Source organism: Micromonospora sp. GCM10011541 (genome assembly GCF_042650725.1).
Lineage (GTDB): Bacteria > Actinomycetota > Actinomycetes > Mycobacteriales > Micromonosporaceae > Micromonospora > Micromonospora sicca.
Genome location: NZ_JBHSBP010000049.1, coordinates 637,015 through 659,665, shown reverse-complemented (window position 1 = coordinate 659,665; position 22,651 = coordinate 637,015). Strand labels below are relative to the sequence as shown.

Annotated in this window: 20 protein-coding genes; 6 read left to right on the top strand and 14 right to left on the bottom strand. The window is 72.1% G+C overall.

Annotation, left to right across the window (positions count from 1 at the left end; genetic code table 11):
- Nucleotides 1–82: 82 nt before the first annotated feature.
- The 4 genes from ACFOYX_RS20315 to purN all read right to left on the bottom strand — a co-directional run bounded on the left by ACFOYX_RS20315 (nucleotide 83) and on the right by purN (nucleotide 5,852).
- A complete protein-coding gene (locus tag ACFOYX_RS20315; RefSeq protein ID WP_322440335.1) occupies nucleotides 83–2,716 on the bottom strand; it encodes a glycosyl hydrolase in 2,634 nt (877 codons plus the stop codon).
- Nucleotides 2,717–2,917: 201 nt separating this feature from the next.
- Nucleotides 2,918–3,397 (bottom strand): hypothetical protein, encoded by a 480-nt coding sequence (locus tag ACFOYX_RS20310; RefSeq protein WP_322440334.1) that lies wholly within the window; start codon nucleotides 3,395–3,397, stop codon nucleotides 2,918–2,920.
- A 266-nt stretch (nucleotides 3,398–3,663) separates the two neighbouring features.
- The gene (gene purH / locus ACFOYX_RS20305; protein WP_322440333.1) at nucleotides 3,664–5,235 is read right to left on the bottom strand and encodes a bifunctional phosphoribosylaminoimidazolecarboxamide formyltransferase/IMP cyclohydrolase; all 1,572 of its coding nucleotides are present in this window, start codon (nucleotides 5,233–5,235) and stop codon (nucleotides 3,664–3,666) included.
- A complete protein-coding gene (gene purN, locus ACFOYX_RS20300) occupies nucleotides 5,232–5,852 on the bottom strand; it encodes a phosphoribosylglycinamide formyltransferase (RefSeq protein ID WP_109803470.1) in 621 nt (206 codons plus the stop codon). The genes purH and purN overlap by 4 nt, the downstream gene beginning before the upstream one ends.
- Nucleotides 5,853–6,040: 188 nt before the next feature.
- On the opposite strand from purN, the gene ACFOYX_RS20295 reads away from it, so the two are divergent.
- Nucleotides 6,041–6,337, top strand: a complete 297-nt coding sequence (locus ACFOYX_RS20295; protein WP_109803469.1) for a CD225/dispanin family protein — start codon at nucleotides 6,041–6,043, stop codon at nucleotides 6,335–6,337.
- A gap of 35 nt (nucleotides 6,338–6,372) precedes the next feature.
- Complete coding sequence (locus ACFOYX_RS20290) at nucleotides 6,373–7,005, top strand: hypothetical protein (RefSeq protein ID WP_322440332.1); 633 nt, start codon at nucleotides 6,373–6,375, stop codon at nucleotides 7,003–7,005.
- Between the two features lie 9 nt (nucleotides 7,006–7,014).
- Here the strand turns inward: ACFOYX_RS20290 and ACFOYX_RS20285 are convergent, their stop codons facing one another.
- Nucleotides 7,015–8,364: a DUF6350 family protein gene (locus ACFOYX_RS20285; RefSeq protein WP_322440331.1), complete on the bottom strand. Its 1,350-nt coding sequence runs from the start codon at nucleotides 8,362–8,364 to the stop codon at nucleotides 7,015–7,017.
- A 160-nt stretch (nucleotides 8,365–8,524) separates the two neighbouring features.
- Here ACFOYX_RS20285 and ACFOYX_RS20280 point away from each other — a divergent pair, with 160 nt between their 5' ends.
- Entirely contained in the window at nucleotides 8,525–8,788 is a 264-nt protein-coding gene (locus tag ACFOYX_RS20280; RefSeq protein ID WP_109803467.1) for a hypothetical protein, read from the top strand.
- A 48-nt stretch (nucleotides 8,789–8,836) separates the two neighbouring features.
- On the opposite strand, the gene sucD is transcribed toward ACFOYX_RS20280, so the two are convergent.
- The 4 genes from sucD to ACFOYX_RS20260 all read right to left on the bottom strand — a co-directional run bounded on the left by sucD (nucleotide 8,837) and on the right by ACFOYX_RS20260 (nucleotide 13,194).
- Nucleotides 8,837–9,724 (bottom strand): succinate--CoA ligase subunit alpha, encoded by an 888-nt coding sequence (gene sucD / locus ACFOYX_RS20275; RefSeq protein ID WP_109803466.1) that lies wholly within the window; start codon nucleotides 9,722–9,724, stop codon nucleotides 8,837–8,839.
- A 2-nt stretch (nucleotides 9,725–9,726) separates the two neighbouring features.
- Complete coding sequence (gene sucC / locus ACFOYX_RS20270) at nucleotides 9,727–10,905, bottom strand: ADP-forming succinate--CoA ligase subunit beta (protein ID WP_322440330.1); 1,179 nt, start codon at nucleotides 10,903–10,905, stop codon at nucleotides 9,727–9,729.
- 180 nt (nucleotides 10,906–11,085) lie between these two features.
- Complete coding sequence (locus ACFOYX_RS20265) at nucleotides 11,086–11,946, bottom strand: hypothetical protein (protein ID WP_322440329.1); 861 nt, start codon at nucleotides 11,944–11,946, stop codon at nucleotides 11,086–11,088.
- Between the two features lie 843 nt (nucleotides 11,947–12,789).
- A complete protein-coding gene (locus ACFOYX_RS20260) occupies nucleotides 12,790–13,194 on the bottom strand; it encodes a cobalamin B12-binding domain-containing protein (protein WP_109803463.1) in 405 nt (134 codons plus the stop codon).
- A gap of 386 nt (nucleotides 13,195–13,580) precedes the next feature.
- On the opposite strand from ACFOYX_RS20260, the gene ACFOYX_RS20255 reads away from it, so the two are divergent.
- Together ACFOYX_RS20255 and ACFOYX_RS20250 are read left to right on the top strand one after the other, a co-directional pair.
- Nucleotides 13,581–14,291: a M23 family metallopeptidase gene (locus ACFOYX_RS20255; protein WP_322440328.1), complete on the top strand. Its 711-nt coding sequence runs from the start codon at nucleotides 13,581–13,583 to the stop codon at nucleotides 14,289–14,291.
- A 290-nt stretch (nucleotides 14,292–14,581) separates the two neighbouring features.
- Complete coding sequence (locus ACFOYX_RS20250; protein ID WP_377534275.1) at nucleotides 14,582–15,325, top strand: M23 family metallopeptidase; 744 nt, start codon at nucleotides 14,582–14,584, stop codon at nucleotides 15,323–15,325.
- A 64-nt stretch (nucleotides 15,326–15,389) separates the two neighbouring features.
- On the opposite strand, the gene pcrA is transcribed toward ACFOYX_RS20250, so the two are convergent.
- Nucleotides 15,390–17,897 (bottom strand): DNA helicase PcrA, encoded by a 2,508-nt coding sequence (gene pcrA / locus ACFOYX_RS20245; RefSeq protein WP_377534227.1) that lies wholly within the window; start codon nucleotides 17,895–17,897, stop codon nucleotides 15,390–15,392.
- Between the two features lie 310 nt (nucleotides 17,898–18,207).
- Between pcrA and ACFOYX_RS20240 the strand changes: the two genes are divergently transcribed.
- Nucleotides 18,208–18,561 (top strand): chorismate mutase, encoded by a 354-nt coding sequence (locus ACFOYX_RS20240; RefSeq protein WP_322440326.1) that lies wholly within the window; start codon nucleotides 18,208–18,210, stop codon nucleotides 18,559–18,561.
- 122 nt (nucleotides 18,562–18,683) lie between these two features.
- On the opposite strand, the gene ACFOYX_RS20235 is transcribed toward ACFOYX_RS20240, so the two are convergent.
- Genes ACFOYX_RS20235 through ACFOYX_RS20220 form a run of 4 tightly spaced genes read right to left on the bottom strand, consistent with a single transcriptional unit; the run spans nucleotide 18,684 to nucleotide 22,641 of the window.
- A complete protein-coding gene (locus tag ACFOYX_RS20235) occupies nucleotides 18,684–19,697 on the bottom strand; it encodes a dipeptide ABC transporter ATP-binding protein (protein ID WP_322440325.1) in 1,014 nt (337 codons plus the stop codon).
- On the bottom strand, nucleotides 19,690–20,718 hold the full coding sequence (locus tag ACFOYX_RS20230; protein WP_322440399.1) for an ABC transporter ATP-binding protein: 1,029 nt from the start codon (nucleotides 20,716–20,718) through the stop codon (nucleotides 19,690–19,692). Before ACFOYX_RS20230 ends, ACFOYX_RS20235 begins: the two co-directional genes overlap by 8 nt.
- A gap of 26 nt (nucleotides 20,719–20,744) precedes the next feature.
- Entirely contained in the window at nucleotides 20,745–21,722 is a 978-nt protein-coding gene (locus tag ACFOYX_RS20225; protein WP_322440324.1) for an ABC transporter permease, read from the bottom strand.
- Nucleotides 21,715–22,641: an ABC transporter permease gene (locus ACFOYX_RS20220; RefSeq protein ID WP_322440323.1), complete on the bottom strand. Its 927-nt coding sequence runs from the start codon at nucleotides 22,639–22,641 to the stop codon at nucleotides 21,715–21,717. Before ACFOYX_RS20220 ends, ACFOYX_RS20225 begins: the two co-directional genes overlap by 8 nt.
- Nucleotides 22,642–22,651: the final 10 nt, after the last annotated feature.

Here is a 22,651-nt window from a genome sequence, read left to right as displayed (position 1 = left end):
CCCCCGGACAGGGGACGGGGGCCGGCTGGTGTCGGGCCGGCGGTCCGGCCCGGATCGGGAACCGGGCCGGACCGCCGACGTCTCAGAGCTGGGCCAGGTCGAACGCCCAGATGCCACGGCCGTGGGTGGCCACGTAGACCGAGTTGTCCACCGCGTTGTACTCGACGTCCATCCCGACGGTCAGCGGCAGGCCGGCGCCGAGCCGCTGCCAGTCGGTCGCCCCGGGCGCCCGGTAGAAGGTGGCCAGGTCGGTGGCGAGCACCAGGGCGCCGTTCGACAGCTCCCTGATCGAGCTGGCGGGCACGTCCGGCAGGTTCGCCGAGACGTCCTTCCAGGTCGCGCCCGCGTCGGTCGTCTCGTAGACGTGGCCGTAGCCGGCGCCCGGGCCCTCGGTGAACCGCCGGGAGAACCCGTTGATCGCGAGGAAGGCGTGCGCCGGGTTGGCCGGGTCGACGCCGGCGCCCTGCACGAACCGGTTCGGGAAGTCCGCCGGCAGGGTCAGCTGGTGCCAGCTCGCCGGGTCGTTCACCTTGCCGACCGCGACGCCCCGGGTGAACCCGGCGTTGTTGCACGGACCGCACCAACCGACGTACGCCGTGCCGCCGGAGACGCCCACCGAGGTCGCGGTATGGCCGCCGCCCAGGTCGAAGACGTTCGTCCAGCCCTTGCCGTTGGAGATCGCGTACCCCTTGGTGTTCACCCAGACGTGCTGGCCGCCGGCGACCCACACGTTCGCGTCCTTCGCGTCCGGGGAGAACGGCGCGATGAACCGGGCAAGCTCGTCGCCGGGCGCCGAGGTGTACGGCTGGATGTCCCGCGAGGTGGAGGTCGACGCCGTGCCCGGGCCCGGGTTGGCGTTGCAGTTCTCGGTCACCCGCATGGCCAGGTTGGTGTACTCCTGGACCTGCCGGCAGCCGTTCGCCGGGTCGGCCAGCGAGTCGCCGCCGTCACCGCCGAAGTTGGAGCCCATCACGGTGTCGCCGGCCCGCAGCACCGAGGCGCCGTTGTCCTGGAGACCGCCGGAGACCACCGTGCCCGCCTTGGCCGGGTCCTTGCCGACCGAGACCGAGTAGTACTGGAGGGCGTCGATGCTGCCGTCGTTCAGGCTCTGCCAGTCGGTGGCGTGCCCGTCCTTGTCGGTCTTCCCGTTGATCGGCCGGCGGTAGATGCCGCCGTCGTTGCCGACGTAGACGAAGCCGTTGCCCACCGCGACCGAGTGCTGGTCGGAGTGGGTGGTCTTGTTGCACTTGTTCTGCGCGTCGTAGATGTTCCAGCAGGAGAAGCCGAAGTTCCAGTACGGCCCGACGGTCTTCCAGTTGGCGCCGCCGTCGGTCGACTCGTAGACCTCCTCCAGACCCGCCCAGACGTGGTTCGGGTTCGCCGGGTCGACCGCGAGGAACTGGTTGTACCAGGCCTGGATGCCGGGACCGTAGCCCTTGCCGATCACGGTCTGCTTGAGTGCGGAGCCGGAGTTGCCCAGCTTCGACGAGTCGGCGATCTTGCTCCACGGCCCGGCGGGCGAACCGTTGTTGGAGACGTAGATGCCGTCCAGGTAGCTGTTGACGTTGCCGGCCGGCTTGTTGAGCAGCTTCGGCGACTGGTTGATCGCGTACAGCTTGCCGCCGTCGGCGGAGAACGCGAACGTCACGTAGCCGATGTCGTCGGCCGGGATGGAGCCGGTCGGGTTGACCTTGGCCCAGCCGCCCGCCGTGTAGTCGGCGGTCTCGTAGAAGCCGTTGTAGGTGTCGCCCGACCGCCAGGCCGAGGCCACCACGACGTGCTTCGGATTGCGCGGGTCGTCGGCCACGTCGTTGACGATGTTCTTGTACGCCGCGTTGGCCGTGCCCGCGTCCGCCCCGCCCGGCAGGTAGCTCGGGTTCGGCGCCCACTCGAACTTCCACGCCCCGGAGCCGCTGCTCATCGAGTGCGAGTAGAGACCCCGGTTGGTGGCGGCCCAGACCTTGCCGTCGAAGAACCGCAGCTTGTTGATGACCGTGCTCTCCAGCTCGGTGCCGCCGACCCGGTCGGCCGCGGTGAACTGACCGGTCTTCGGGCTGGCCAGCCGGTAGACGCCGGCGCCGACGTACGAGGTCGCGCCGGTGTTCGCCTCGCCCGAGGCGTACCAGAGCGAGCCGTCGGCGGCGAGCACCACGTCGCCGCTGGACAGGGTGGGCAGCTGGTCGGTGATCGGCGTCCAGCTCCCGCCGCCGATCGAGGACCGCCACACGCCACCGTCGGCGCCGGCCGCGTAGACGTACCCGCTGTTGTCCGCCGCGAGGCCGGTGATCCGACCGGTCACCAGGCCCGCGCCCCCGGAGGAGTTGGAGGCGTAGTCGCGGTAGCGGGGGTCGTCCCCGTCGTACTTGATCTTGGTGACCTCGCGCCAGCTGCCCTTGGTGGCCGGCAGCCCGTTCAGTTGGCTGAACGCGTTCGAGTACGCGCCCGGCGCGACGATGCCCGGGGCCGACCGGGCCTGGGCGAACTGCTCGGCGATGACCCGGGCCTCGAAGGCCTCCTCGCCGGCCTCTTCCGAGTTCTCCCCGGCCGCCATCTCGGCGAACTCCCGGGGGTGCCAGGGCAGGTTGGCGCCCGGCTCCTGGGCCAGGCCGAGGGCCTCGAGGACCTCGTGGTTGGTGGCCGCGACGCCACCGAGCGCGGCGGTCAGCACCAGCGCGCCCGCGATTGTCGCCGGCTTGCGCCAGCGGAATTTCGACATGTGAATTCTCCAGGATTCAGGGAGGTCCCGGGCAGGGTGGGCCCGGGGAGGGAGACCACGGCGGCGGATGGCGTGGCCGTGGTGTGCTGCGTGGTGATCGGACGGGCACCGTCCGGATTCGACCCTCGTCGCGCTGCGGCGTCCACCTGGCGGACAAGTCACACCTCGTCGGGCCCGGCAGGACCGGGACGGCGGGGAGGGTCAGGCGGTGGCGGGTGGCGCCCGGGTGAGCAGGGTGCCCCGGGGCGGCAGCGGAACGACCGGCGGCCGGTAAGGGGTCGCGGCGAGGACGGCGACCGTCGTGCCGTCGACCCGCAGGGGCGCGCCGAGGAGGAGATCGTCCGGTCCGTCGGCCTGGCCGACGCCGGCGCGGTGGTCACCACAGGGCCCGCCGGGAACCTCCGCCCGCAGCTCCGGCGGAGTGTCGGGGTGCGCGTGGCGCTCCCCGACGACCCGGAGGTCGCCGGACGGCGGGGCGGCAGGGTGCGGCGCGGCGACCGGGGCGACGATGCGCCGTACGTCAGGAGGGACGACGTGCGACGCGTCGTGGGCGATCGACCGGTGCGCGGCGGTGACCACCGCGCCGGGCAGGTGGGCCTCCGCGCAGGCCGGCGCGCCCAGACCGGCCAGGACGAACGCCAGCGCGACGACGACGGCGCTCAACCGGTCGCACACGCGCATGGGGCCAACCTGTCGGAACGAGGAATGTCGGACGCCGCTCGGGCGGGCGGCCGGGGGCCGCGGGCGGGAGACGGGTGGTAAGGAGTATCCGGGGGGTCGATCGCTTGCTGCCGGGATCACGCTAGCAACACCAGTTGACGACCGGCAACGGGTTGATGGTCGTACTTTCGGCTGGTCAGCGCGGCGACCGAGGGAGCGCTCCCGAGTGGAGGCTCAACGCCGAAGCGGGGCACGGCCGCCGGCCGCGCCCCGCTTCCCACGACGTGTCAGTGGAAGAAGTGCCGGGTGCCGGTGAGGTACATGGTCACCCCGGCCTCCTTCGCCGCGGCGATGACCTCCTCGTCGCGGATCGAGCCGCCGGGCTGGACGATCGCCCGGACGCCCGCCTCGATCAGGATCTTCGGCCCGTCGGCGAAGGGGAAGAACGCGTCCGAGGCGCAGACCGACCCGCGGGCCCGGTCCGCCCCGGCCCGGCTGACCGCGAGCTGCGCCGAGTCGACCCGGTTCACCTGGCCCATGCCCACGCCGACGGTCGCGCCGTCCCTGGCCAGCAGGATCCCGTTGCTCTTCACCGCGCGCACCGCCCGCCAGGCGAAGGCGAGGTCCCGCAGGGTCGCCTCGTCGGCCGCCTCGCCGGTGGCCAGCCGCCAGTTCGCCGGGTCGTCGCCCGCGGCGTCGATCCGGTCCCGCAACTGCACCAGGACGCCGCCGGTGACCTGCCGCCACTCCGCTGGCAGCGGGTTGAACTCCGGGGCGCGCAGCAGGCGAATGTTCTTCTTCCCCTGGAGGATCTCCACCGCGCCCTCGTCGAATCCGGGCGCCACGAGCACCTCGGTGAAGATCTCGGAGACCTGACGGGCCAGCTCCACGCTCACCGGGCGGTTCACCGCGATCACCCCGCCGTACGCCGACACCGGGTCGCAGGCGTGCGCCTTGCGGTGCGCCTCGGCGACGTCCACGCCGACGGCGATGCCGCACGGGTTGGCGTGCTTGATGATCGCCACCGCCGGCCGGTCGGCGAAGTCGTTGGCGGCCCGCCAGGCGGCGTCCGCGTCGACGTAGTTGTTGTAGGACATCTCCTTGCCGTGCAGCTGCTCGGCCTGGGCCAGGCCGGCCGGGCTGGCCGGGTCGGCGTAGAGGGCCGCCGCCTGGTGCGGGTTCTCGCCGTAGCGCAGCACCGCCTGCCGGGTCAGCGCCAGCCCGGCGAACTCCGGCCACCCGTCGGCGGCCGGGGCCAGCGTCGCGGCGAACCACTCGGCGACCGCCACGTCGTAGTCGGCGATGACGGCGAAGGCGCGGGCGGCGAGCGCCCGGCGCTGGGCGAGCGTGAAGCCACCCGCGCCGAGGGCGGCCAGCAGCGCGGGGTACGCGGCCGGGTCGGTCACCACGGCGACCGAGGCGTGGTTCTTGGCGGCGGCGCGGACCATCGCCGGACCGCCGATGTCGATCTGCTCGGCGCACTCGTCCTGGTCGGCGCCGGAGGCGACGGTGGCCTGGAACGGGTAGAGGTTCGAGACCAGCAGGTCGATCCCGGCGATGCCGTGCTCGTCGAGCTGGGCCGCGTGGGAGTCCCTGCGCAGGTCGGCGAGGAGGCCACCGTGGATCTTCGGGTGCAGGGTCTTCACCCGGCCGTCGAGGATCTCCGGGAAGCCGGTCACCTGCTCCACCGGGGTCACCGGCACGCCCGCGCCGGCGATCGTCGACGCGGTGCTGCCGGTCGAGACGAGCTCCACCCCGGCGTCGTGCAGGGCCCGGGCCAGCTCGACCAGGCCGGTCTTGTCGTAGACGCTGACCAGCGCCCGCCGGATCGGACGGCGCTCGTCCTGAGTGGAACTCACGGCACGGTGACCTTTCTTCCGGTGATCGTCCAACCTTCACGGACCAGCCGGCCGACCTGCTCGACGAGCTGGCGGCGCTCGGCGGACTTGATGCGCTCGGTGAGCGTCTCCTCGTCGTCGTCGTCCAGCACCGGCACGGCGACCTGGGCGACGATCGGGCCGGTGTCCATGCCGGCGTCGACGAAGAAGAGGGTGGCCCCGGTGAGCTTCACGCCGTAGGCGAGGGCGTCCCGGGGACCGTGGATGCCGGGGAACGCCGGCAGCAGGGTGTTGTGCGTGTTGAGGTAGCGGTCGCCGAACGCGGCCAGGAAGTGCGGGCCGACGAGCTTCAGGAAGCCGGCGCTGATGACCAGGTCGGGCCGGTGCTCGGTGACGTGCGCGGTCAGCGCCTTGTCCCAGTCCTCCCGGGTCGGGTGGTCCTTCACCCGGTCGACGAAGGTCGGCACCCCGGCCGCGGCGGCCCGGTCCAGGCCCGCGATCCCGTCCCGGTCGGCACCCACGGCGACCACCCGGGCCCCGTACGCGGGGTCGGCGGCGGCGTCCAGCAGCGCCTGAAGGTTGCTGCCGGAGCCGGAGACGAGGACGACGAGGCGGGCGACGGACGCGGGCTCGGTCACGCGGCCACCCTATCGGGCAGGTCGGGGCGTCCAGCGCTCGGGCAGCGCCGCTTCGGGCGGTCACCCGGATGGCCCGGGCACGATACGCTGCCGGTCGCTTCGCTCGGTGCCCGGCGTACGCCCGGCCCCGCACCCGTCAGTGAACCGGCACCCCCGGGGGTGCCGATGGAACGAGGAGTACGCCCGCCATGCAGCCTGGTTACCCGCAGCAGCAGCCGCCGCCGCAGATCGACAACAACATGACGATGTCGATCGTCTCGATCTTCCTGTTCTGGCCGTTGGCCATCCCGGCCATCATCAACGCGTCCAAGGTGAACCCGCTGCTCCAGCAGGGTGACTACGCGGGCGCCCAGGCGGCCGCCGCCGAGTCGAAGAAGTGGTCGAAGCTGGCCCTCATCATCGGCATCATCTGGATCGCCCTGACGGTCGTGTGCTGCCTCGCCCTGGGCGTCGGCGGAATGATGAGCGGCAACAGCACGAACTGACGACCGCCGACCCCCAGCCTGAGGAGCATCCAGTAATGCAGCCCGGTTACCCCGGTCAGGACCCGTACGGCCAGCAGCCGCCGCAGGATCCGACCGCTCCGCAGTACCAGGACCCGTACGCGCCGCCGCCGCAGGCGCCGCAGTACGGGCAGCAGCCCCCGGCCGGCCAGCCCTACGGCCAGCCGCAGGACCCGTACACCCAGCCGCAGGCGCCGCAGTACGGGCAGCAGCCGACCTCGGGACAGCCGTACGGCCAGCCTTACGGCCAGCCGACCCCCGGCCAGCCGTACGGGCAGCCGACCTCGGGACAGCCGTACGGGCAGCAGCCGTACCAGGACCCGTACGGCCAGCAGCCGCCCTACGGCGCCGCGCCGACGTACCCGAACGCCGGCTACCCGATGCCGCAGGGCCAGCAGAACACCCTCGGCCTGGTGTCGATGATCCTCGGCATCGCGTCCATCCCGCTGGCCTGCTGCTACCTGGGCATCCCGCTGGGCATCGCCGCGGTGGTCACCGGCTACCTCGGCAAGCAGAAGGTCAGCCAGGGCGTGGCGGCCAACGGCAGCCAGGTCACCACCGGCCTGATCTGCGGGGCGATCGGCATCGTGCTGGGAATCGCGCAGATCATCGCGATTGTGGCGCTCAACATGAATGTTCCCGGCGCCTGAGCCGGGCCATCAGGTGATGGGGGCGTCCCGGCGTGGTCCGGGATGCCCCTTTCGCTGTACCAAGAGTTCAGGCCCGCGTGGCCGGGCGAGGAGCTTCGTGGCGGCGGCGCCGAGCAGCGCGCCGACCCCGACGACCCCGGTGGCCACCCCGGCCACCTGCCAGGGCACCGGACCGATCTCGGCCAGCCGGCCACCGCCGAGCGGCCCGCCCGAGGCGGCGGCCGCCGCGCCGAGCAGCAGGCCGGCGACCGGTCCGGCGAGCGCCGCCGGGGCGAGCAGCGGCCCCCAGCCGACCACCGTCCGGTCCTCGACGGCCAGCCGCAGCAGCCGCCGGGCGAGCAGCCAGCCGGCGGCCATCCCGGCCAGCACCGGCACCGCGAGCAGTCCGGCGCCGAACCCGTCGACCGGCCCGCGCGGCAGTCCGGCCAGCAGCGGTACGGCCGGCAGCGCGCCGACGGAGACCTCGCTGGTCCGCACCGCCGTGTCGGTGCCGACGGCGAACCCGGGGCCGAGCAGGTAGGCGGCCGACCAGACGGTGGCGTTCGGCGCGTACGCGAGGCTGACCAGGGTGATGCCCGCCTGGCCGGCCACCCCGGTCCGGTACGCCCCGATCATGTCGGCGGCGTCGCCACCCCCGGTCGCCACCGACAGGCCGGCCGCCCCGGCGCCCGCGCCGAGCAGCAGCAGCCCGGCGACCAGCCCGGTCCGCACCCCGTCCCGCAACGGCGGCGCGGAACGCCGGGCCAGCAGGCCCGACACGCCCGTGGTGCGCAGCGCGCCGACCAGCGCCGACAGCGCGCCGAAGACCGCGAAGGTGACCGCCGCCCGGACCGGGGACACCCGCGGGCCGCCCACGCCGACGACGGCCGCGGCGAGGGCGCCGAGCAGGGCGTACCCGATGCCGACCGCGACCGCGGCGGTGAGCGCCTGCCGCGGTGAGCGGCCGTCGCGGGCGCCGATGGCCCGACTGACGTGCACCCCGGCCCGGGTCAACCGCCAGACCGCCAGCGCCGCCAGCGCCAGCGGCGCCAGGCCGAGCGGGCCGGCGGAGGTCTCCAGCGGCACCCCGTGGCCGAGCAGCCAGCCGGCCAGCCCGGTGCGCAGCGCGCCCGCCGGCGAGCCGGCGTCCTCACTGAGCTGGGCCAGGCCGAGCACGACGGTGACCGGCAGCCAGGACGTGAGAGCCGCCCACCCGGCCGCCACGCCGGCGGCGACGGGCAGCGGCGCCCGGCGTCGTGGCGCCTCCCCCGACCGGGGCGCGGGCACCCGGGACGCCGGCCGGGCACGGCCCGGCGGCCGGGTGTCGGCGGCGACTCCGGCGGCGGGGCGGCGGGGCTGGTCAGGGGTGACGGGTGACATCGGCTCTACTCTGGCATGCCGCACGAGCGGCGGCAGTCCGATACCGCCCCGGAAGGGCGGCGAGTTCCGTGATCCACCGGCTTCCCGACCTCGATCCGGTTTAGCCTCGGCCCAGGACGCGACCCTTCCCTGTCGCGGCACCGACCGCTCGGAGGAAGCCGTGAACGCTCCGTATCCGCCGCCGCCACCGCCGCCGGCCGCCGGCCGGGACCGCACCACCCTCTGGGGCGTACTGGGCATCGTCCTCGGCCTGATCTGCTGCGGCATCCTCGGCATCGTCTTCGGCTGGCTGTCGATCCGGGACGCGAAGCGGTTCGGCAAGTCACCCGTGCTCGGCTACCTGGCCATCGCGTTCGGCGTGATCAACATCATCGGCAGCGCGATCTGGCGGGCCAGCGGCCGCGACCTGTACTGGTACAGGTGAGGGGGCCGACCGCTGCCGGTCGCCCCCCTCCACCACGTCACGTACGGCTCAGCCGGCGGACATGATCTCCCGCATCAGCTTGGCGGTCTCGGTCGGGGTCTTGCCGACCTTCACGCCGACGGCCTCGAGGGCCTCCTTCTTCGCCTCGGCGGTGCCCGCCGAGCCGGAGATGATCGCGCCGGCGTGACCCATGGTCTTGCCCGGCGGCGCGGTGAAGCCGGCGATGTAGCCGACCACCGGCTTGGTGACGTTGGCCTTGATGAACTCGGCGGCCCGCTCCTCGGCGTCGCCACCGATCTCACCGATCATCACGATGGCGTCGGTCTCCGGGTCGGCCTCGAACGCGGCCAGGGCGTCGATGTGGGTGGTCCCGATGATCGGGTCGCCGCCGATGCCGACGCAGGTCGAGAAGCCGATGTCGCGCAGCTCGTACATCATCTGGTAGGTCAGCGTGCCGCTCTTGCTGACCAGGCCGATCCGGCCGGTGCCGGTGATGTCGGCCGGGATGATGCCGGCGTTGGAGGCGCCCGGCGAGGCGATGCCCGGGCAGTTCGGCCCGATGATCCGGGTCCGCTCGCCCTTGGCCACGTTGTACGCCCAGAAGGCGGCGGTGTCGTGCACCGGGACGCCCTCGGTGATCACCACGGCCAGGTCGATGCCGGCGTCGATCGCCTCGACGACCGCGCCCTTGGTGAACTGCGGCGGCACGAAGATGACCGTGACGTCGGCTCCGGTCTCCTTCATGGCGTCCGCGACGGACGCGAAGACCGGCAGCTCGGTGCCGTCGAAGTCGACCGTCTGGCCCGCCTTGCGCGGGTTGACGCCGCCCACCACGTTGGTGCCGGCGGCGAGCATCCGCCGGGTGTGCTTGGAACCCTCGGAACCGGTCATCCCCTGCACGATGACCTTGGAGTCCTTGGTCAGCCAGATAGCCATGATCAGACCCCCGCAGCTGCCAGCTCGGCGGCCCGCTCGGCCGCGCCGTCCATGGTGTCCACCCGCTGCACGAGCGGGTTGTTCGCGCTGTCGAGGATCGCCCGACCGGCCTCGGCGTTGTTGCCGTCGAGGCGGACGACGAGCGGCTTGGTGACCTTCTCGCCCCGCTGCTCGAGCAGCCCCAGCGCCTGGATGATGCCGTTGGCGACCTCGTCGCAGGCGGTGATGCCGCCGAAGACGTTCACGAAGACGCTCTTCACCGACGGGTCGGAGAGGACGATCTCGAGGCCGTTCGCCATCACCGCGGCGCTCGCGCCACCGCCGATGTCGAGGAAGTTCGCCGGCTTGACGCCGCCGTGCCGCTCACCGGCGTACGCGACCACGTCGAGGGTGGACATGACCAGACCCGCGCCGTTGCCGATGATGCCGACCTCGCCGTCGAGCTTGACGTAGTTGAGGTCCTTCTCCTTGGCGGCCTGCTCCAGCGGGTCCACCGAGGCCTGGTCGACCAGGGCCTCGTGGTCCGGGTGCCGGAACGCGGCGTTCTCGTCCAGGGTGACCTTGGCGTCGAGCAGCAGCACCTTGCCGTCCGCGTTCTTCGCCAGCGGGTTCACCTCGACCAGCGTGGCGTCCTCGGCGACGAACGCCTGCCACAGCTTGACCGCGATGTCGACGACCTGGTCGGCGACCTCGGCCGGGAAGCCGGCGGCGCTCACGATCTCGCGGGCCTTCGCCTCGTCGACGCCGGTGTTGGCGTCGATCGGGGCCTTGACCACCTTCTCCGGAGTCTCCGCGGCGACCTGCTCGATGTCCATGCCGCCGGCGACGCTGGCGATGCAGAGGAAGGTGCGGTTCGCCCGGTCCAGCAGGTACGAGAAGTAGTACTCCTCGGCCACGTCCGCGGTCACCGTGATCATGACCTTGTGGACCGTGTGACCCTTGATGTCCATGCCGAGGATGTCGGTGGCGCGGGCCACCGTCTCCTCCGCGCCCTCGGCCAGCTTGACGCCGCCGGCCTTGCCTCGGCCGCCGACCTTCACCTGCGCCTTGACGACCACCCGACCGCCGAGGCGTTCGGCGATCGCGCGGGCCTCCTCCGGGGTAGTGGCGACGCCGCCGGCGAGCACGGGCAACCCGTGCCGCTCGAACAGGTCCCGCCCCTGGTACTCGTACAGGTCCACGATTGCGCGTCCCGTCCCGTCTCCGCGGCGCGCCGTCGCGCCGCCACCAGCGTTGGAAAATCAGTTTGACGCCTGTCATCAGATGAGACAGGTCATTTGCCGCAGCCTAACGAGATGGGAACCGGGGGCAACCGAGCGGGTGCGGGGTGTGCGGTAATGCACAGCCGCCGGCCCGACCGGTCAGGCCACCCGGCAGCGGCCGGCCGAGTAGCGGACCACCGCCGCCATGAGCTCCTGCTCCGACCGGTCGGCGAAGTTGACCGTGGCGGTGAACCCGGTGCCGAAGAACGCCTGCTGCATTCCCGCGTCGAGCGCGGTGAAGGCACCCAGGTCACCGCCGGCCCGCGGGTCGCGCGCCCGCACGCAGAGCATCTTCTCCAGCCCCCAGCGCCGCCGGTAGATCTGGTCGATCGCCTCCCACGGCAGCCAGATCGCCTGCCCCCGGGTCGGCCGGGTCTTGATCCAGAGCCCGGCCGGGCCGACCGCGAGCACCGGACCGCCGGACGAGACCAGCCAGAGCTGGAGGCCGACCACCAGGGCGAAGAAGAACATGATCAGCGGTACGGCGAGCAGGATCTCCGCGCCGCCGTTCTCCGACGACGCCGCCAGCCCCAGCGGGCAGGCGATCACCAGCCCGATCAGCAGGGTGAGGCCGCCCAGGGCCAGCCCCCGCTTGCGCAGGCTGGGCCGGGCGACGAACGGCTGGTCCTCCGGGATCCGCTTCGCCCGTCGCGCCGCCGGCGGCTGCCAGGGCGGCGGCAACTGCGCCGGCCCGCCCGGATACCCCTGCGGCGGCGGCCCCGACCAACCGCCGCCCGACCCGCCCGGATACCCCTGCGGCGGCGGCCCCGACCAACCGCCGCCCGGCCCACCCGGATAGCCCTGCGGCGGCGGCCCCGACCAACCCGGACCGGCCGGCGGCGGCGCGGGCCAGCCCCCGCTCGTGCCGTCCGGCTGCCCCTGCTGCGGCCAGCCGGCGGCCGGTGGACCTGGCGGCGGCCCGGCGGCGGGGTTCGGCTGCGGGTGCGGCGGCTGGTTCACGGCAGGCTCCCGGCGGGGTCATCGACCGCGGAATGCGGTACGGGGAGCCACAGGGTACGGCCCGCACCGCGGCGGACAGGCCCCGGCAGACGTGACGCGGACCCCAAAAGGCCTCGCGGCACCTCATGATCGACTCCAGATCCGCGATGTGGGGGCTGCCCACGTCACCCGGGCAGCCCCAGATCGCGAATCCAAAGTGGATCAGGCACGGATCGGGCCGGCATCGGCGGGGTGCCAGGCCGGCAGCGGGCCCGGTGGAGAGGGCTGCCGCGCCCGCCGCGGGCGTCGATTCAGCCGTCCGGGGGATGTTGCGGAAGATGCGTAACCCCGTCGTGGGGGCGTCGTTGAGTCTGATGTCGGAGCGCTGATCAGCGCGATGACGGGAGACGGCCGATGCCCTGTCGGTCGAGGGGTGGCGGCGGGGCATCGTGCATAGAGGGGCCGGGCGTGTGAGGGGTGCGTCCGGCCCTTCCCCCTGCCCGCGCTCCGGTCATTCCCGCCCGACCGCGCCCACCGCGCAGCAGCCGGGCTGTCACCTCGCCCGCAAGCGCCCACGCGCACCCGCAGGCCAGGACCTCGGGCAACGGCATCCACCGCACGCCCACCGGGCCGGGACCGCACGCAACAGCATGCACGCGCGCCTACCGGGCCGGGAGGTCACCCAACGGCGTCCATCGGCCGGGGCCGCACCCGCAGGCGCCCGCATCGCACGCCCGTCCGGCGCGGCCTCGACTGCCGGCGCCCTTCCTGGACACCCCGGCTACGGGCGCGAACCCGCTCCGCGGCGCCCACGCTTGCGACGAGCAATCCGCGACGACACCGCCGCCGGCAGCCAGGCTGCGGTCAGGCGACCGGCTGGGCGACGTTCTGCCGGACCCACTCCACGATGGACTGGGTGGTGGCACCCGGCGTGAAGATCTTGGCCACGCCGAGCCGCTCCAGCTCGGGGATGTCGGCGTCCGGGATGATGCCGCCGCCGAAGACGACGATGTCCCGGGCGTCCCGCTCCGCGAGCAGTTCCAGCACCCGCTTGAAGAGCGTCATGTGCGCCCCGGAGAGCACGGAGAGGCCGACCGCGTCGGCGTCCTCCTGGATGGCGGTCTCCACGATCTGCTCCGGGGTCTGGTGCAGGCCGGTGTAGATGACCTCCATGCCGGCGTCGCGCAGGGCGCGCGCGACCACCTTCGCGCCCCGGTCGTGGCCGTCCAGGCCGGGCTTCGCGACGACGACCCGGATACGAGAGCTCATCAGCGCACACCTTTCACCGGCTCCGCGGCTATCACCTGAACGAACGGTAACCCGCCCGCCCCGACGCCGGGAAGCCGGGCTGCACCCATAGCCTTCGACCGCACCGCCCGGAAGTCGGACGCCTCCGCCGAACGGTCACTGTGCGCGACGAACGGACGGTTAACGGGCCCCCCGTCCGGGGGCGCGAGCTATGACATCAGCGGACGGAAAGGGACAGAACGAAACCCCAATTCGGCGCTTCGGCTTGTGACTGGAGTGGCAGTTGGCTAACGTGACCACGGTTGTCATCAGGTCCATGGACGGGTGACGACGCGGCCAGCCGACGTTCACCCGAGTTTCCCGGGCGCCGGTCGACCGCATCGGAACCCCGACAACGGAGGGTGTGCGTGCGCCAGCGCCTGTCGTCTGAGCCCGATAGATATCGCGGCCGCCGCCGCGTACCCACCCCCCCGCGGAGCCGTTACGCGGCGGTCGTCACCACCGCCTTCGTCGGGGCCGGCATCGTCGCCCTCGGCGCGAACGCCCTGCCGGACGCCAAGAGCGTCAGCCCGTCGGTCCTCGACGAGCTCAAGCAGGCCTCGATCACCAGCCAGGACGCGGCGGCCCGCGCCGACGCCGCCGACCGCGCCACCCGGGACAGCCGGGTCGCCAAGGCCGGGACCGAGCAGGACGTCTGGCTGCTCCCCCTGCAGGGCTACGACTTCAACTCGCCGTACGGCATGCGCTGGGGCAAGCTGCACACCGGCGTCGACCTGGTCGCTCCGGAGGGCACCCCGTACGTCGCGATCCACTCCGGCACCGTCACCAAGGCCGGTTGGTTCGGCGGGTACGGCTACGCCGTGATCGTCCAGCACCCGGACGGCAGCGAGGCCATCTACGGCCACTCCTCCACGGTGAGCGTCCAGGAGGGCCAGCAGGTCAAGGCCGGCGACCAGCTCGGTCTGGTCGGCAACACTGGGCACTCCTACGGCTCGCATCTGCACCTGGAGATCCATGTCAACGGGCAGCCGCTGGACCCGGTGCCGTGGCTCGAGGACCGCGGAGTGGACATCAAGCTGCAAGTCGAGGCAATCTACAGCGAGGTAGCGGCGTCCTGACGCTGGGTACCGCCCGTTTGCCGCCCGGATCATTGGATCCGGGCGGTTTTCGTTGACGCGAAGTCTGCCGGGTCACAGCGACAACTGTGAGCGGAGACACAGCAGAGCATGATCGTTTTCCGGGGTCAGATCACCCAGCTGAGGCGAAACCGGACGTGGGCCGTCAGCAGCCCGGCCGTCCCACCGGAGCCCCTACCCGGCGCGGACCGGGCCGACACCAGTATTTCGAGGTCAAGTGCCCTCGACTGTGAAGGTCCGCCGTGCAGGAAGACAGCTCCGTCCAGAACGAGATCACCCACGACGTTCCCCGGCACCGGGCGCGCAGGCGGCCGGGCCGGCGCAGCACGTACTTCGTGGTCGGCGCGGTGGCGCTGATCGGCCTCGGCCTCGGCGGCGTCTCCGTCGCCACCGCCGACCACGGCACACCGACCCCCGCCGCCGTCGACTTCGACGCCCAGGCCCGCGCCGAGGCCGCCGCCCGCGCCGACCGCTCCGTCCGGGAGTCGACCGCCCCGGTCACCCCGTCCGCGACCGCGGCCAGCCCGTCGCCGAGCCCCTCCACGGCCAGCCCGACGCCGACGAAGAAGGCGGCCACCGCCGAGCCGACGCCGAAGAAGACCGCCAAGCCGAAGCCCTCCTGGGTCATCCCGATGCAGGGCGCCGCGATCACCTCCTGCTACGGGCAGCGGTGGGGCACCCTGCACGCCGGCATCGACTTCGCGATGCCCGCGGGCACCCCGATCCACGCCGCGGCGGCGGGCACCGTGGTCAAGGCCGGCGACGTCGGCGACGGGTACGGCAACTCGGTCTTCATCGACCACGGCAACGGCTACCTGACCCACTACGCCCACCAGAGCCGCATCGCGGTCAGCGTGGGCGAGAAGGTCAGCGCCGGCGAGGTGATCGGCTACGAGGGCGCCACCGGCGACGCCACCGGCCCGCACCTGCACTTCGAGGTGCACAAGGGCGCGATGTGGAACCAGATCGACCCGGCGCCGTTCCTGCGCGCGCGGGGCATCGACGTGGCCTGCTGACGGTCGCGGAGCACGACGAGGGACCCGGTCCGGCGGTTCGCCGGCCCGGGCCCTTCGTGGTCGCTCAGAGCTTGTCGATCGGGGCGTGCCGCAGGACCAGCCACATGGTCTGGTCGCCGAAGTCGATCTGCGCCCGGGCACCCGGGCCGTGCCCCTCCACGGCGAGCACCCGCCCCAGGCCGTAGCGCTGGTGGTTGACCCGGTCGCCGGCCGCCACCTTCGGCCCCTGGGGCAGCTCGCTGGCAGTGGCCAGCCGGCTGCCGTCCACGCCGAGCCGCTTCGCCAGTTGCGCCGCCTTGGGGGTGCCGCCGGTGAAGCCGCCCCGTCCGCCGGGGGCGCGGTCCGCCCGGCCGCCGACGCCGCCGCCCCCGCCGGCCCACGAGGTGTACGACCCCTCGGTGCGCTCCCACCGGACCAGATCCGGCGGCAGCTCCTCCAGGAACCGCGACGGCGGGTTGTAGGCCGGCTGCCCCCAGGCCGAACGGGTGACCGAACGGGACAGGTAGAGCCGCTGCCGGGCCCGGGTGATGCCCACGTACGCGAGCCGGCGCTCCTCCTCCAGCTCCCGGGTGTCGCCGAGCGAGCGCAGGTGCGGGAAGACGCCGTCCTCCAGGCCGGTCAGGAAGACCACCGGGAACTCCAGGCCCTTCGCGGTGTGCAGGGTCATCAGGGTGACCACGCCCTGGTGGTCCGGGTCGTCGGAGGGGATCTGGTCGGCGTCGGCGACCAGCGCCACCTGCTCCAGGAAGCCGGCCAGGGTGGCCCGCTCCCCCTCCTCGCCCAGCGCCTCGATCCGCTCGGTGTACTCCCGGGCGACGCTGACCAGCTCCTGGAGGTTGTCCACCCGGCCGGCGTCCTGCGGGTCGAGGCTCTCCTCCAGCTCGGTCAGGTAACCCGAGCGGGTCAGCAGCGCCTCCAGCACCTCCTCCGGGGTGCCGGTCTCGGCCAGCTGCCGGGCGCCGTCGAGCAGCGCGACGAAGTCGGCGATCCCGTTGGCCGCCCGGGTGGAGATGCCCGGCGCGTCGTTGGCCCGGCGCAGCGCCGCCCCGAAGGAGATCCGGTCCCGGCTGGAGAGCGCCTCCACGCACGCCTCGGCCCGGTCGCCGATGCCCCGGCGCGGGGTGTTGAGGATCCGGCGCAGGCTGACCGTGTCGTCGTCGTTGACCACCGCGCGCAGGTAGGCCAGCGCGTCGCGGACCTCCTTGCGCTCGTAGAAGCGCACCCCGCCGACCACCTTGTACGGCAGGCCGACCCGGATGAACACCTCCTCGAAGACCCGGGACTGGGCGTTGGTGCGGTAGAAGACCGCGACGTCGCCGGGCCGGGTCTCGCCGTCGTCGACGAGCCGGTCGATCTCCCGGGCCACCCAGTCCGCCTCGGCGTGCTCGGTGTCGGCGACGTACGCCACGATCTGCTCGCCGGCCCCGGCGTCGCTCCAGAGTCGCTTGGGCTTGCGGGAGGTGTTCCGGTCGATCACCGCGTTGGCGGCGTTCAGGATGGTCTGGGTGGAGCGGTAGTTCTGCTCGAGCAGGATCGTCCGGGCGTCGGTGAAGTCCCGCTCGAACTCGAGGATGTTGCGGATGGTCGCGCCCCGGAAGGCGTAGATCGACTGGTCGGCGTCGCCGACCACGCAGAGCTCGGCCGGCTCGATCCCCTCGGTGCCGGAGACCAGCTCCTTGATCAGCACGTACTGGGCGTGGTTGGTGTCCTGGTACTCGTCGACGAGCACGTGCCGGAACCGGCGTCGGTAGCTCTCGGCGACGTGCGGGTGCGACTGGAGCAGGTGCACCGTCGTCATGATCAGGTCGTCGAAGTCCAGCGCGTGCGCCTCGCGCAGCCGCCGCTGGTAGAGCGTGTACGCCTCGGCCAGCGCCCGCTCGTTGGGCCCCTTGGCCCGGCTGGCGAACGCCTCCGGGTCGACCAGCTCGTTCTTGAGGTTGGACACCTGGGCGGCGAGCCCGCGCGCCGGGTAGCGCTTCGGGTCGAGGTCGAGCTCCCGGGCCACCATCTGCATCAGCCGGCGCGAGTCGTCCGCGTCGTAGATCGAGAACGTCGACTTCAGCCCGGCGTGCTCGTGCTCGGCCCGCAGGATCCGGACGCAGGCGGAGTGGAAGGTCGACACCCACATCAACCGGGCCCGCGGCCCGACCAGGGCGGCCACCCGCTCCTTCATCTCGCCGGCGGCCTTGTTGGTGAAGGTGATCGCAATGATCTCGCCCGGGTGCACGTCCCGCGCGGCGAGCAGGTACGCGATCCGGTTGGTCAGCACCCGGGTCTTGCCGGAACCGGCGCCGGCCACGATCAGCAGGGGCGAACCCGCGTGCGTGACGGCGTCGCGCTGGGGAGCGTTCAGCCCGGCGAGGAGGGCCTGCGGGTCCAGCCGGGCGGCCGACGGCTCCCGGTCGCGGCGCGGCGACAGACCGGCCTTCATTCGGTCCGGAGCGCCGCCTAGCGGCGCGGAGGCCGAATCCTGGCCGCCAGCCGAGCTGGAGTCGTCGTAGGACCCGGGCCGGTGCGGCGGGGTCGGCTCCGGCGCGGGCGGGGACGCGGGAATGTCGAAGAGAGGATGCATCGCACGGCGAGTCTATGCCGCCGGACGGACACTTCCCGCCCGAGCACGCCCCGACGAGACGAAGCCGTCACCGGGGACGGAAACGCACCCCGTCCCACCTGTTGGCGGGAATCCTTGCGCACCCCGGCCACCGCTCGGCATACTCGACGACGTGTTCGGTCAGCGCTTCTACTTTTACTACGGCACCGGGAGTCCGGCAGCTGTAGGTCGCGCCTGATCACAAGACCTGCGAAAGCCCCGGGCTCGGAGAGCCCGGGGCTTTTTCGTCCCGGGATCCGGGCACCGGGCCCGACACCCGAGGGGTACGACGATGATGACTGACGTGGCGGAGCAGAGCGGCAGCCTGGCGAAGAACCACGACCGGGCCGACCCGGGTCCGACGGCGGCCGCGACCGCCGGGACCGGCACCGGCGACTCGGCGGCCGCCGAGCGGATCGTGGCGATCCGGGAGCGGATCGACGAGATCGACCGGATGATCATCGCGCTGTGGCAGGAACGGGCCGCCCTCTCCCAGGAGGTGGGGGCCACCCGGCTCGCCTCGGGCGGCACCCGGCTGGTGCTCTCCCGGGAGCGGGAGATCCTGGAGCGGTTCCGGCAGGCGCTGGGCGCGGACGGGACCCAGCTCGCGCTGCTGCTGCTCCGCGCCGGACGCGGCCCACTGTGAGGCGGGCCGGCCCGGCCCGGCCACCCGGCCCGGCCGGCCACCCGGCGGGCCGCCGCGGGCGGGCCGGATACGACGAACCGCCTGCCGGCGTCGAGCTGACGCCGGCAGGCGGTCCGGACGGATCACGCCTCGTGGGTGGCGACGATCTCCCGCTTCTCGGCGAAGTGGCAGGCGCTCGGGTGGTCCGTGCCCGGCCGCACCTGCAGCAGCGGCACCTGCTGAGCGCAGAGGTCCTGCGCCTTCCAGCAACGGGTGCGGAACCGGCAGCCCGAGGGCGGGCTCACCGGGGAGGGGACGTCACCGGTGAGCCGGATGATCGCCTTGTTCTCCCGCAGCGTGGGGTCCGGCACCGGCACCGCCGAGAGCAGCGCCTGGGTGTACGGGTGGGTCGGCCGCTCGTAGATCTCGTCCTCGGTGCCGACCTCCACCATCTTGCCCAGGTACATCACCGCGACCCGGTCGGAGAGGTGGCGCACGACCGACAGGTCGTGGGCGATGAAGACGTACGACAGGCCGAACTCGTTCTGGAGCTTCTCCAGCAGGTTCATCACCTGCGCCTGGATCGACACGTCCAGGGCCGAGACCGGCTCGTCGCAGACGATGACCTCCGGCCGCAGCGCCAGGGCCCGGGCGATGCCGATGCGCTGCCGCTGGCCGCCGGAGAACTGGTGCGGGTACCGGTTGATGTGCTCCGGGTTGAGGCCGACCAGGTCGAGCAGCTCCTTGACCTTGCTCCGGCGGCTGCCCTTCGGAGCCACCTCGGAGTGGATCTCGAACGGCTCACCGATCAGGTCACCCACGGTCATCCGAGGGTTGAGCGAGGTGTACGGGTCCTGCATCACCAGCTGGATCTGCCGGCGCAGCCGCCGCAGCGCCCCGCCGGAGAGCTTGGAGATGTCCTGCCCCTTGTAGAGCACGCTGCCGGCGGTCGGCTTCTCCAGGTTCATCAGGACCCGGGCCAGCGTCGACTTGCCGCAGCCGGACTCGCCCACCACGCCCAGCGTCTCGCCGGCCTTCAGCTCGAAGGAGACGCCGTCGACCGCCTTGACGTGACCGACGGTCTTCTTGAACACCACCCCGCGGGTGACGGGGTAGTGCTTGACCAGGTCACGGACCTCGATGATGTTCTCAGTCACGGTTCACCAGCTCCTCGGCGAAGTGGCAGGCACTGGCCCGGCCGCGGCCGATCTGCAGCAGCGGGGGCAGGTTCTCCCGGCACACCGGCTGCGCCATGGGGCAGCGCGGGTTGAACGGGCAGCCCGGCGGGATGTTCATCAGGTTCGGCGGGAGCCCCTTGATGGTGCGAAGCTCCTGCCCCTTCTCGTCCATCCGCGGGATCGAGTTGAGCAGGCCGAGGGTGTACGGGTGCGCCGGCTTGGCGTACAGGTCGTACACGTCGGCTTCCTCGACGATCCGGCCGGCGTACATGACCGCGATCCGGTCCGCGACGTCGGCGACCACGCCGAGGTCGTGGGTGATCAGGATCATGCCCATCCGCCGCTCCCGCTGGAGCTCGCCGAGCAGGTCCATGATCTGGGCCTGCACGGTCACGTCGAGCGCGGTGGTCGGCTCGTCCGCGATCAGCACCTCCGGGTCGAGCGCCAGCGACATCGCGATCATCGCGCGCTGCCGCATACCGCCGGAGAACTGGTGCGGGTAGTTGCTGAACCGGCCCTTGGCGTTCGGGATCTTGACCTGGTCGAGCATCTCGATCGCGCGCTTCTTGGCGTCCGAGCGACTCATGCCGCGCCGGATGCGGAACTGCTCGGCGATCTGGAACCCGACGGTGAAGACCGGGTTCAGCGCGGAGAGCGAGTCCTGGAAGATCATCGCGATGCCCTCGCCGCGGATGCGGCGGCGCTCCTCGGCGGACATCTCGAGCATGTCCTTGCCGTGGAAGCGGACCTGACCGCCGGTGACGAAGCCCGGCGGGGTGTCCAGGATGCCCATGATGGTCTGCGCGGTGACGCTCTTGCCGGAGCCGGACTCGCCGAGCACGGCGAGGGTCTCCCCCGCGTCGACGTGGTACGTGACCCCGTTGATGACCTTGGCGACGCCGTCCCGGGTGCGGAACTCCACCCGCAGGTCGTCGACCTCGAGCAGCCGGCCGGAGGGGCGGCCGGAGCCGTCGGCGCCCGGCGCGGTCTGCTCGGACACGAGAATGTCGGACAACTCAGTCTCCCCTATCGGAGCTTCGGGTCGAGGGCCTCGCGGACCGCTTCGCCGAGCATCACGAAGCTCAGCACGGCGGTGACGAGGAACGCGGCGGGGAAGAAGAGCAGATAGGGCGAGACCCGGATGTAGTTCTGCGCTTCACTGATCATGATGCCCCAGGAGACCACCGGGCTCTTCAGGCCGACGCCCAGGAACGACAGCGTCGCCTCGGCGCCGATGAAGGAGCCGACCATGATTGTCCCGTACACCAGCAGCGGCGCCAGGCAGTTCGGCAGCAGGTGCTTGAGGATGATCCGACCGGTCCCCGCGCCCAGGGCCCGGGCCGCGACGATGTAGTCGGCCTCCTTGGTGGAGAGCACCGAGGAGCGCATCAGCCGCATCACGACCGGCCAGCTCAGCACGACCAGGGAGGCGATGACCAGGCCCATGATCTGCCACTTGCTGTTGCTGGTGCCGGAACCGTTGAACGTGGTGAGGATGACGATCGCACCGAGCACGAACGGCAGGCCGAAGAAGACGTCGGCGATCCGGGAGAGCAGCGAGTCCACCCAGCCGCCCCGGTAACCCGAGATGATGCCCACCACGCCGCCGACCAAGAGGGTGCCAACCACGGAGAGCAACGCCACCACGATGGAGGCACGGGCACCGTAGATCACCCGGGCGTACACGTCGCGACCCTGCACGTCGTACCCGAACCAGGCGTGCGCCGACGGCTTGCCCAGGCTGCGCGACAGGTCGCCGTTGACGGCGTCCCCGGAGGTGAAGAGCGACGGGAACGCCGCCATCACGACGAAAAGGACGATGAACGCGGCGGACAGCCAGAAGAGCGGCTTGCGGCGCAGGTCGCGCCAGGCGTCGCCGAGCAGGCCGCGCGGCTTCTCCCTGCGGGCGCTCTCCGGCAGGCCGGCGTTCGCGGGGGCACCGATCTCACCCGGCTGTTCCGGCCTCGGGGTGCTGACGATCGAGGCGGTGGAAGGGTCACTCATAGCGGATCCTCGGGTCCAGGGCGGCGTAGAGCAGGTCTACCAGCAGGTTCATCAGCAGGTAGACCACCACCAGCACCACCACGATGGAGACAACCGTAGCGCTCTCCTTGGTCACGATCGACCGGTAGACCTGCCGACCGATCCCGTTGATGCCGAAGATGCCCTCGGTGACGATCGCGCCGCCCATCAGGGCTCCCAGGTCGGTGCCGAGCAGGGTGACCACCGGGATCAGCGAGTTGCGCAGCAGGTGGACACCGACCACCCGGCGCATCGGCAGGCCCTTGGCGATCGCGGTGCGCACGTAGTCCGCCCGCCGGTTCTCGGCGATGCTCGTCCGCGACACCCGGGCGATGTACGCCATCGAGGCGCTACCCAGCACGAAGCCGGGGATGATCAGCTCGGAGATCGGCATCTCGCTCGAGACGGTCGGCTTGACCAGGCCCCACTGCACGCCGAACAGCCACTGGAGCACGAAGCCGACCACGAAGACCGGCAGCGCGATCAGGAACAGCGAGGAGACCAGGACCAGGTTGTCCAGGAAGCCGTTGCGGCGCAGACCACTGAGCACCCCGGCGGCGAGGCCGATGACCGCCTCGATGAGCAGGGCCACCACCGCGAGCTTCAGCGTGTTGGGGTACGCGGTCGCGATGATGTCGTTGATCGACCGGCCGCTGAACGTCTGCCCGAAGTCCCCCTTGAGGAGGTTCTGCATGTACGTCGCGTACTGGACGAAGATGCTCTGGTCGAGGTGGTACTTCTCAGTCATGAACGCGACGTACTGCGGCGGGCAGGGCCGCTCGCCGCACTTGCCGGCGAACGGGTCACCCGGGACGGCCCAGACGAGTGCGTAGATCATGAACGTGGTGCCGATGAAGACCGGCACGAGTTGGAGCAGCCGTCTCAAGAGATAACGGCCCATGGGGTGGTCC

What these genes read in the sequence shown, in the direction of transcription:
- ACFOYX_RS20315 (WP_322440335.1), bottom strand. Translation starts at nt 2,716, where the DNA reads ATGTCGAAATTCCGCTGGCGCAAGCCGGCGACAATCGCGGGCGCGCTG.
- ACFOYX_RS20310 (WP_322440334.1), bottom strand. Translation starts at nt 3,397, where the DNA reads ATGCGCGTGTGCGACCGGTTGAGCGCCGTCGTCGTCGCGCTGGCGTTC.
- ACFOYX_RS20295 (WP_109803469.1), top strand. Translation starts at nt 6,041, where the DNA reads ATGCAGCCTGGTTACCCGCAGCAGCAGCCGCCGCCGCAGATCGACAAC.
- ACFOYX_RS20290 (WP_322440332.1), top strand. Translation starts at nt 6,373, where the DNA reads ATGCAGCCCGGTTACCCCGGTCAGGACCCGTACGGCCAGCAGCCGCCG.
- ACFOYX_RS20285 (WP_322440331.1), bottom strand. Translation starts at nt 8,364, where the DNA reads ATGTCACCCGTCACCCCTGACCAGCCCCGCCGCCCCGCCGCCGGAGTC.
- sucD (WP_109803466.1), bottom strand. Translation starts at nt 9,724, where the DNA reads ATGGCTATCTGGCTGACCAAGGACTCCAAGGTCATCGTGCAGGGGATG.
- ACFOYX_RS20260 (WP_109803463.1), bottom strand. Translation starts at nt 13,194, where the DNA reads ATGAGCTCTCGTATCCGGGTCGTCGTCGCGAAGCCCGGCCTGGACGGC.
- pcrA (WP_377534227.1), bottom strand. Translation starts at nt 17,897, where the DNA reads ATGCATCCTCTCTTCGACATTCCCGCGTCCCCGCCCGCGCCGGAGCCG.
- ACFOYX_RS20240 (WP_322440326.1), top strand. Translation starts at nt 18,208, where the DNA reads ATGATGACTGACGTGGCGGAGCAGAGCGGCAGCCTGGCGAAGAACCAC.
- ACFOYX_RS20225 (WP_322440324.1), bottom strand. Translation starts at nt 21,722, where the DNA reads ATGAGTGACCCTTCCACCGCCTCGATCGTCAGCACCCCGAGGCCGGAA.
- ACFOYX_RS20220 (WP_322440323.1), bottom strand. Translation starts at nt 22,641, where the DNA reads ATGGGCCGTTATCTCTTGAGACGGCTGCTCCAACTCGTGCCGGTCTTC.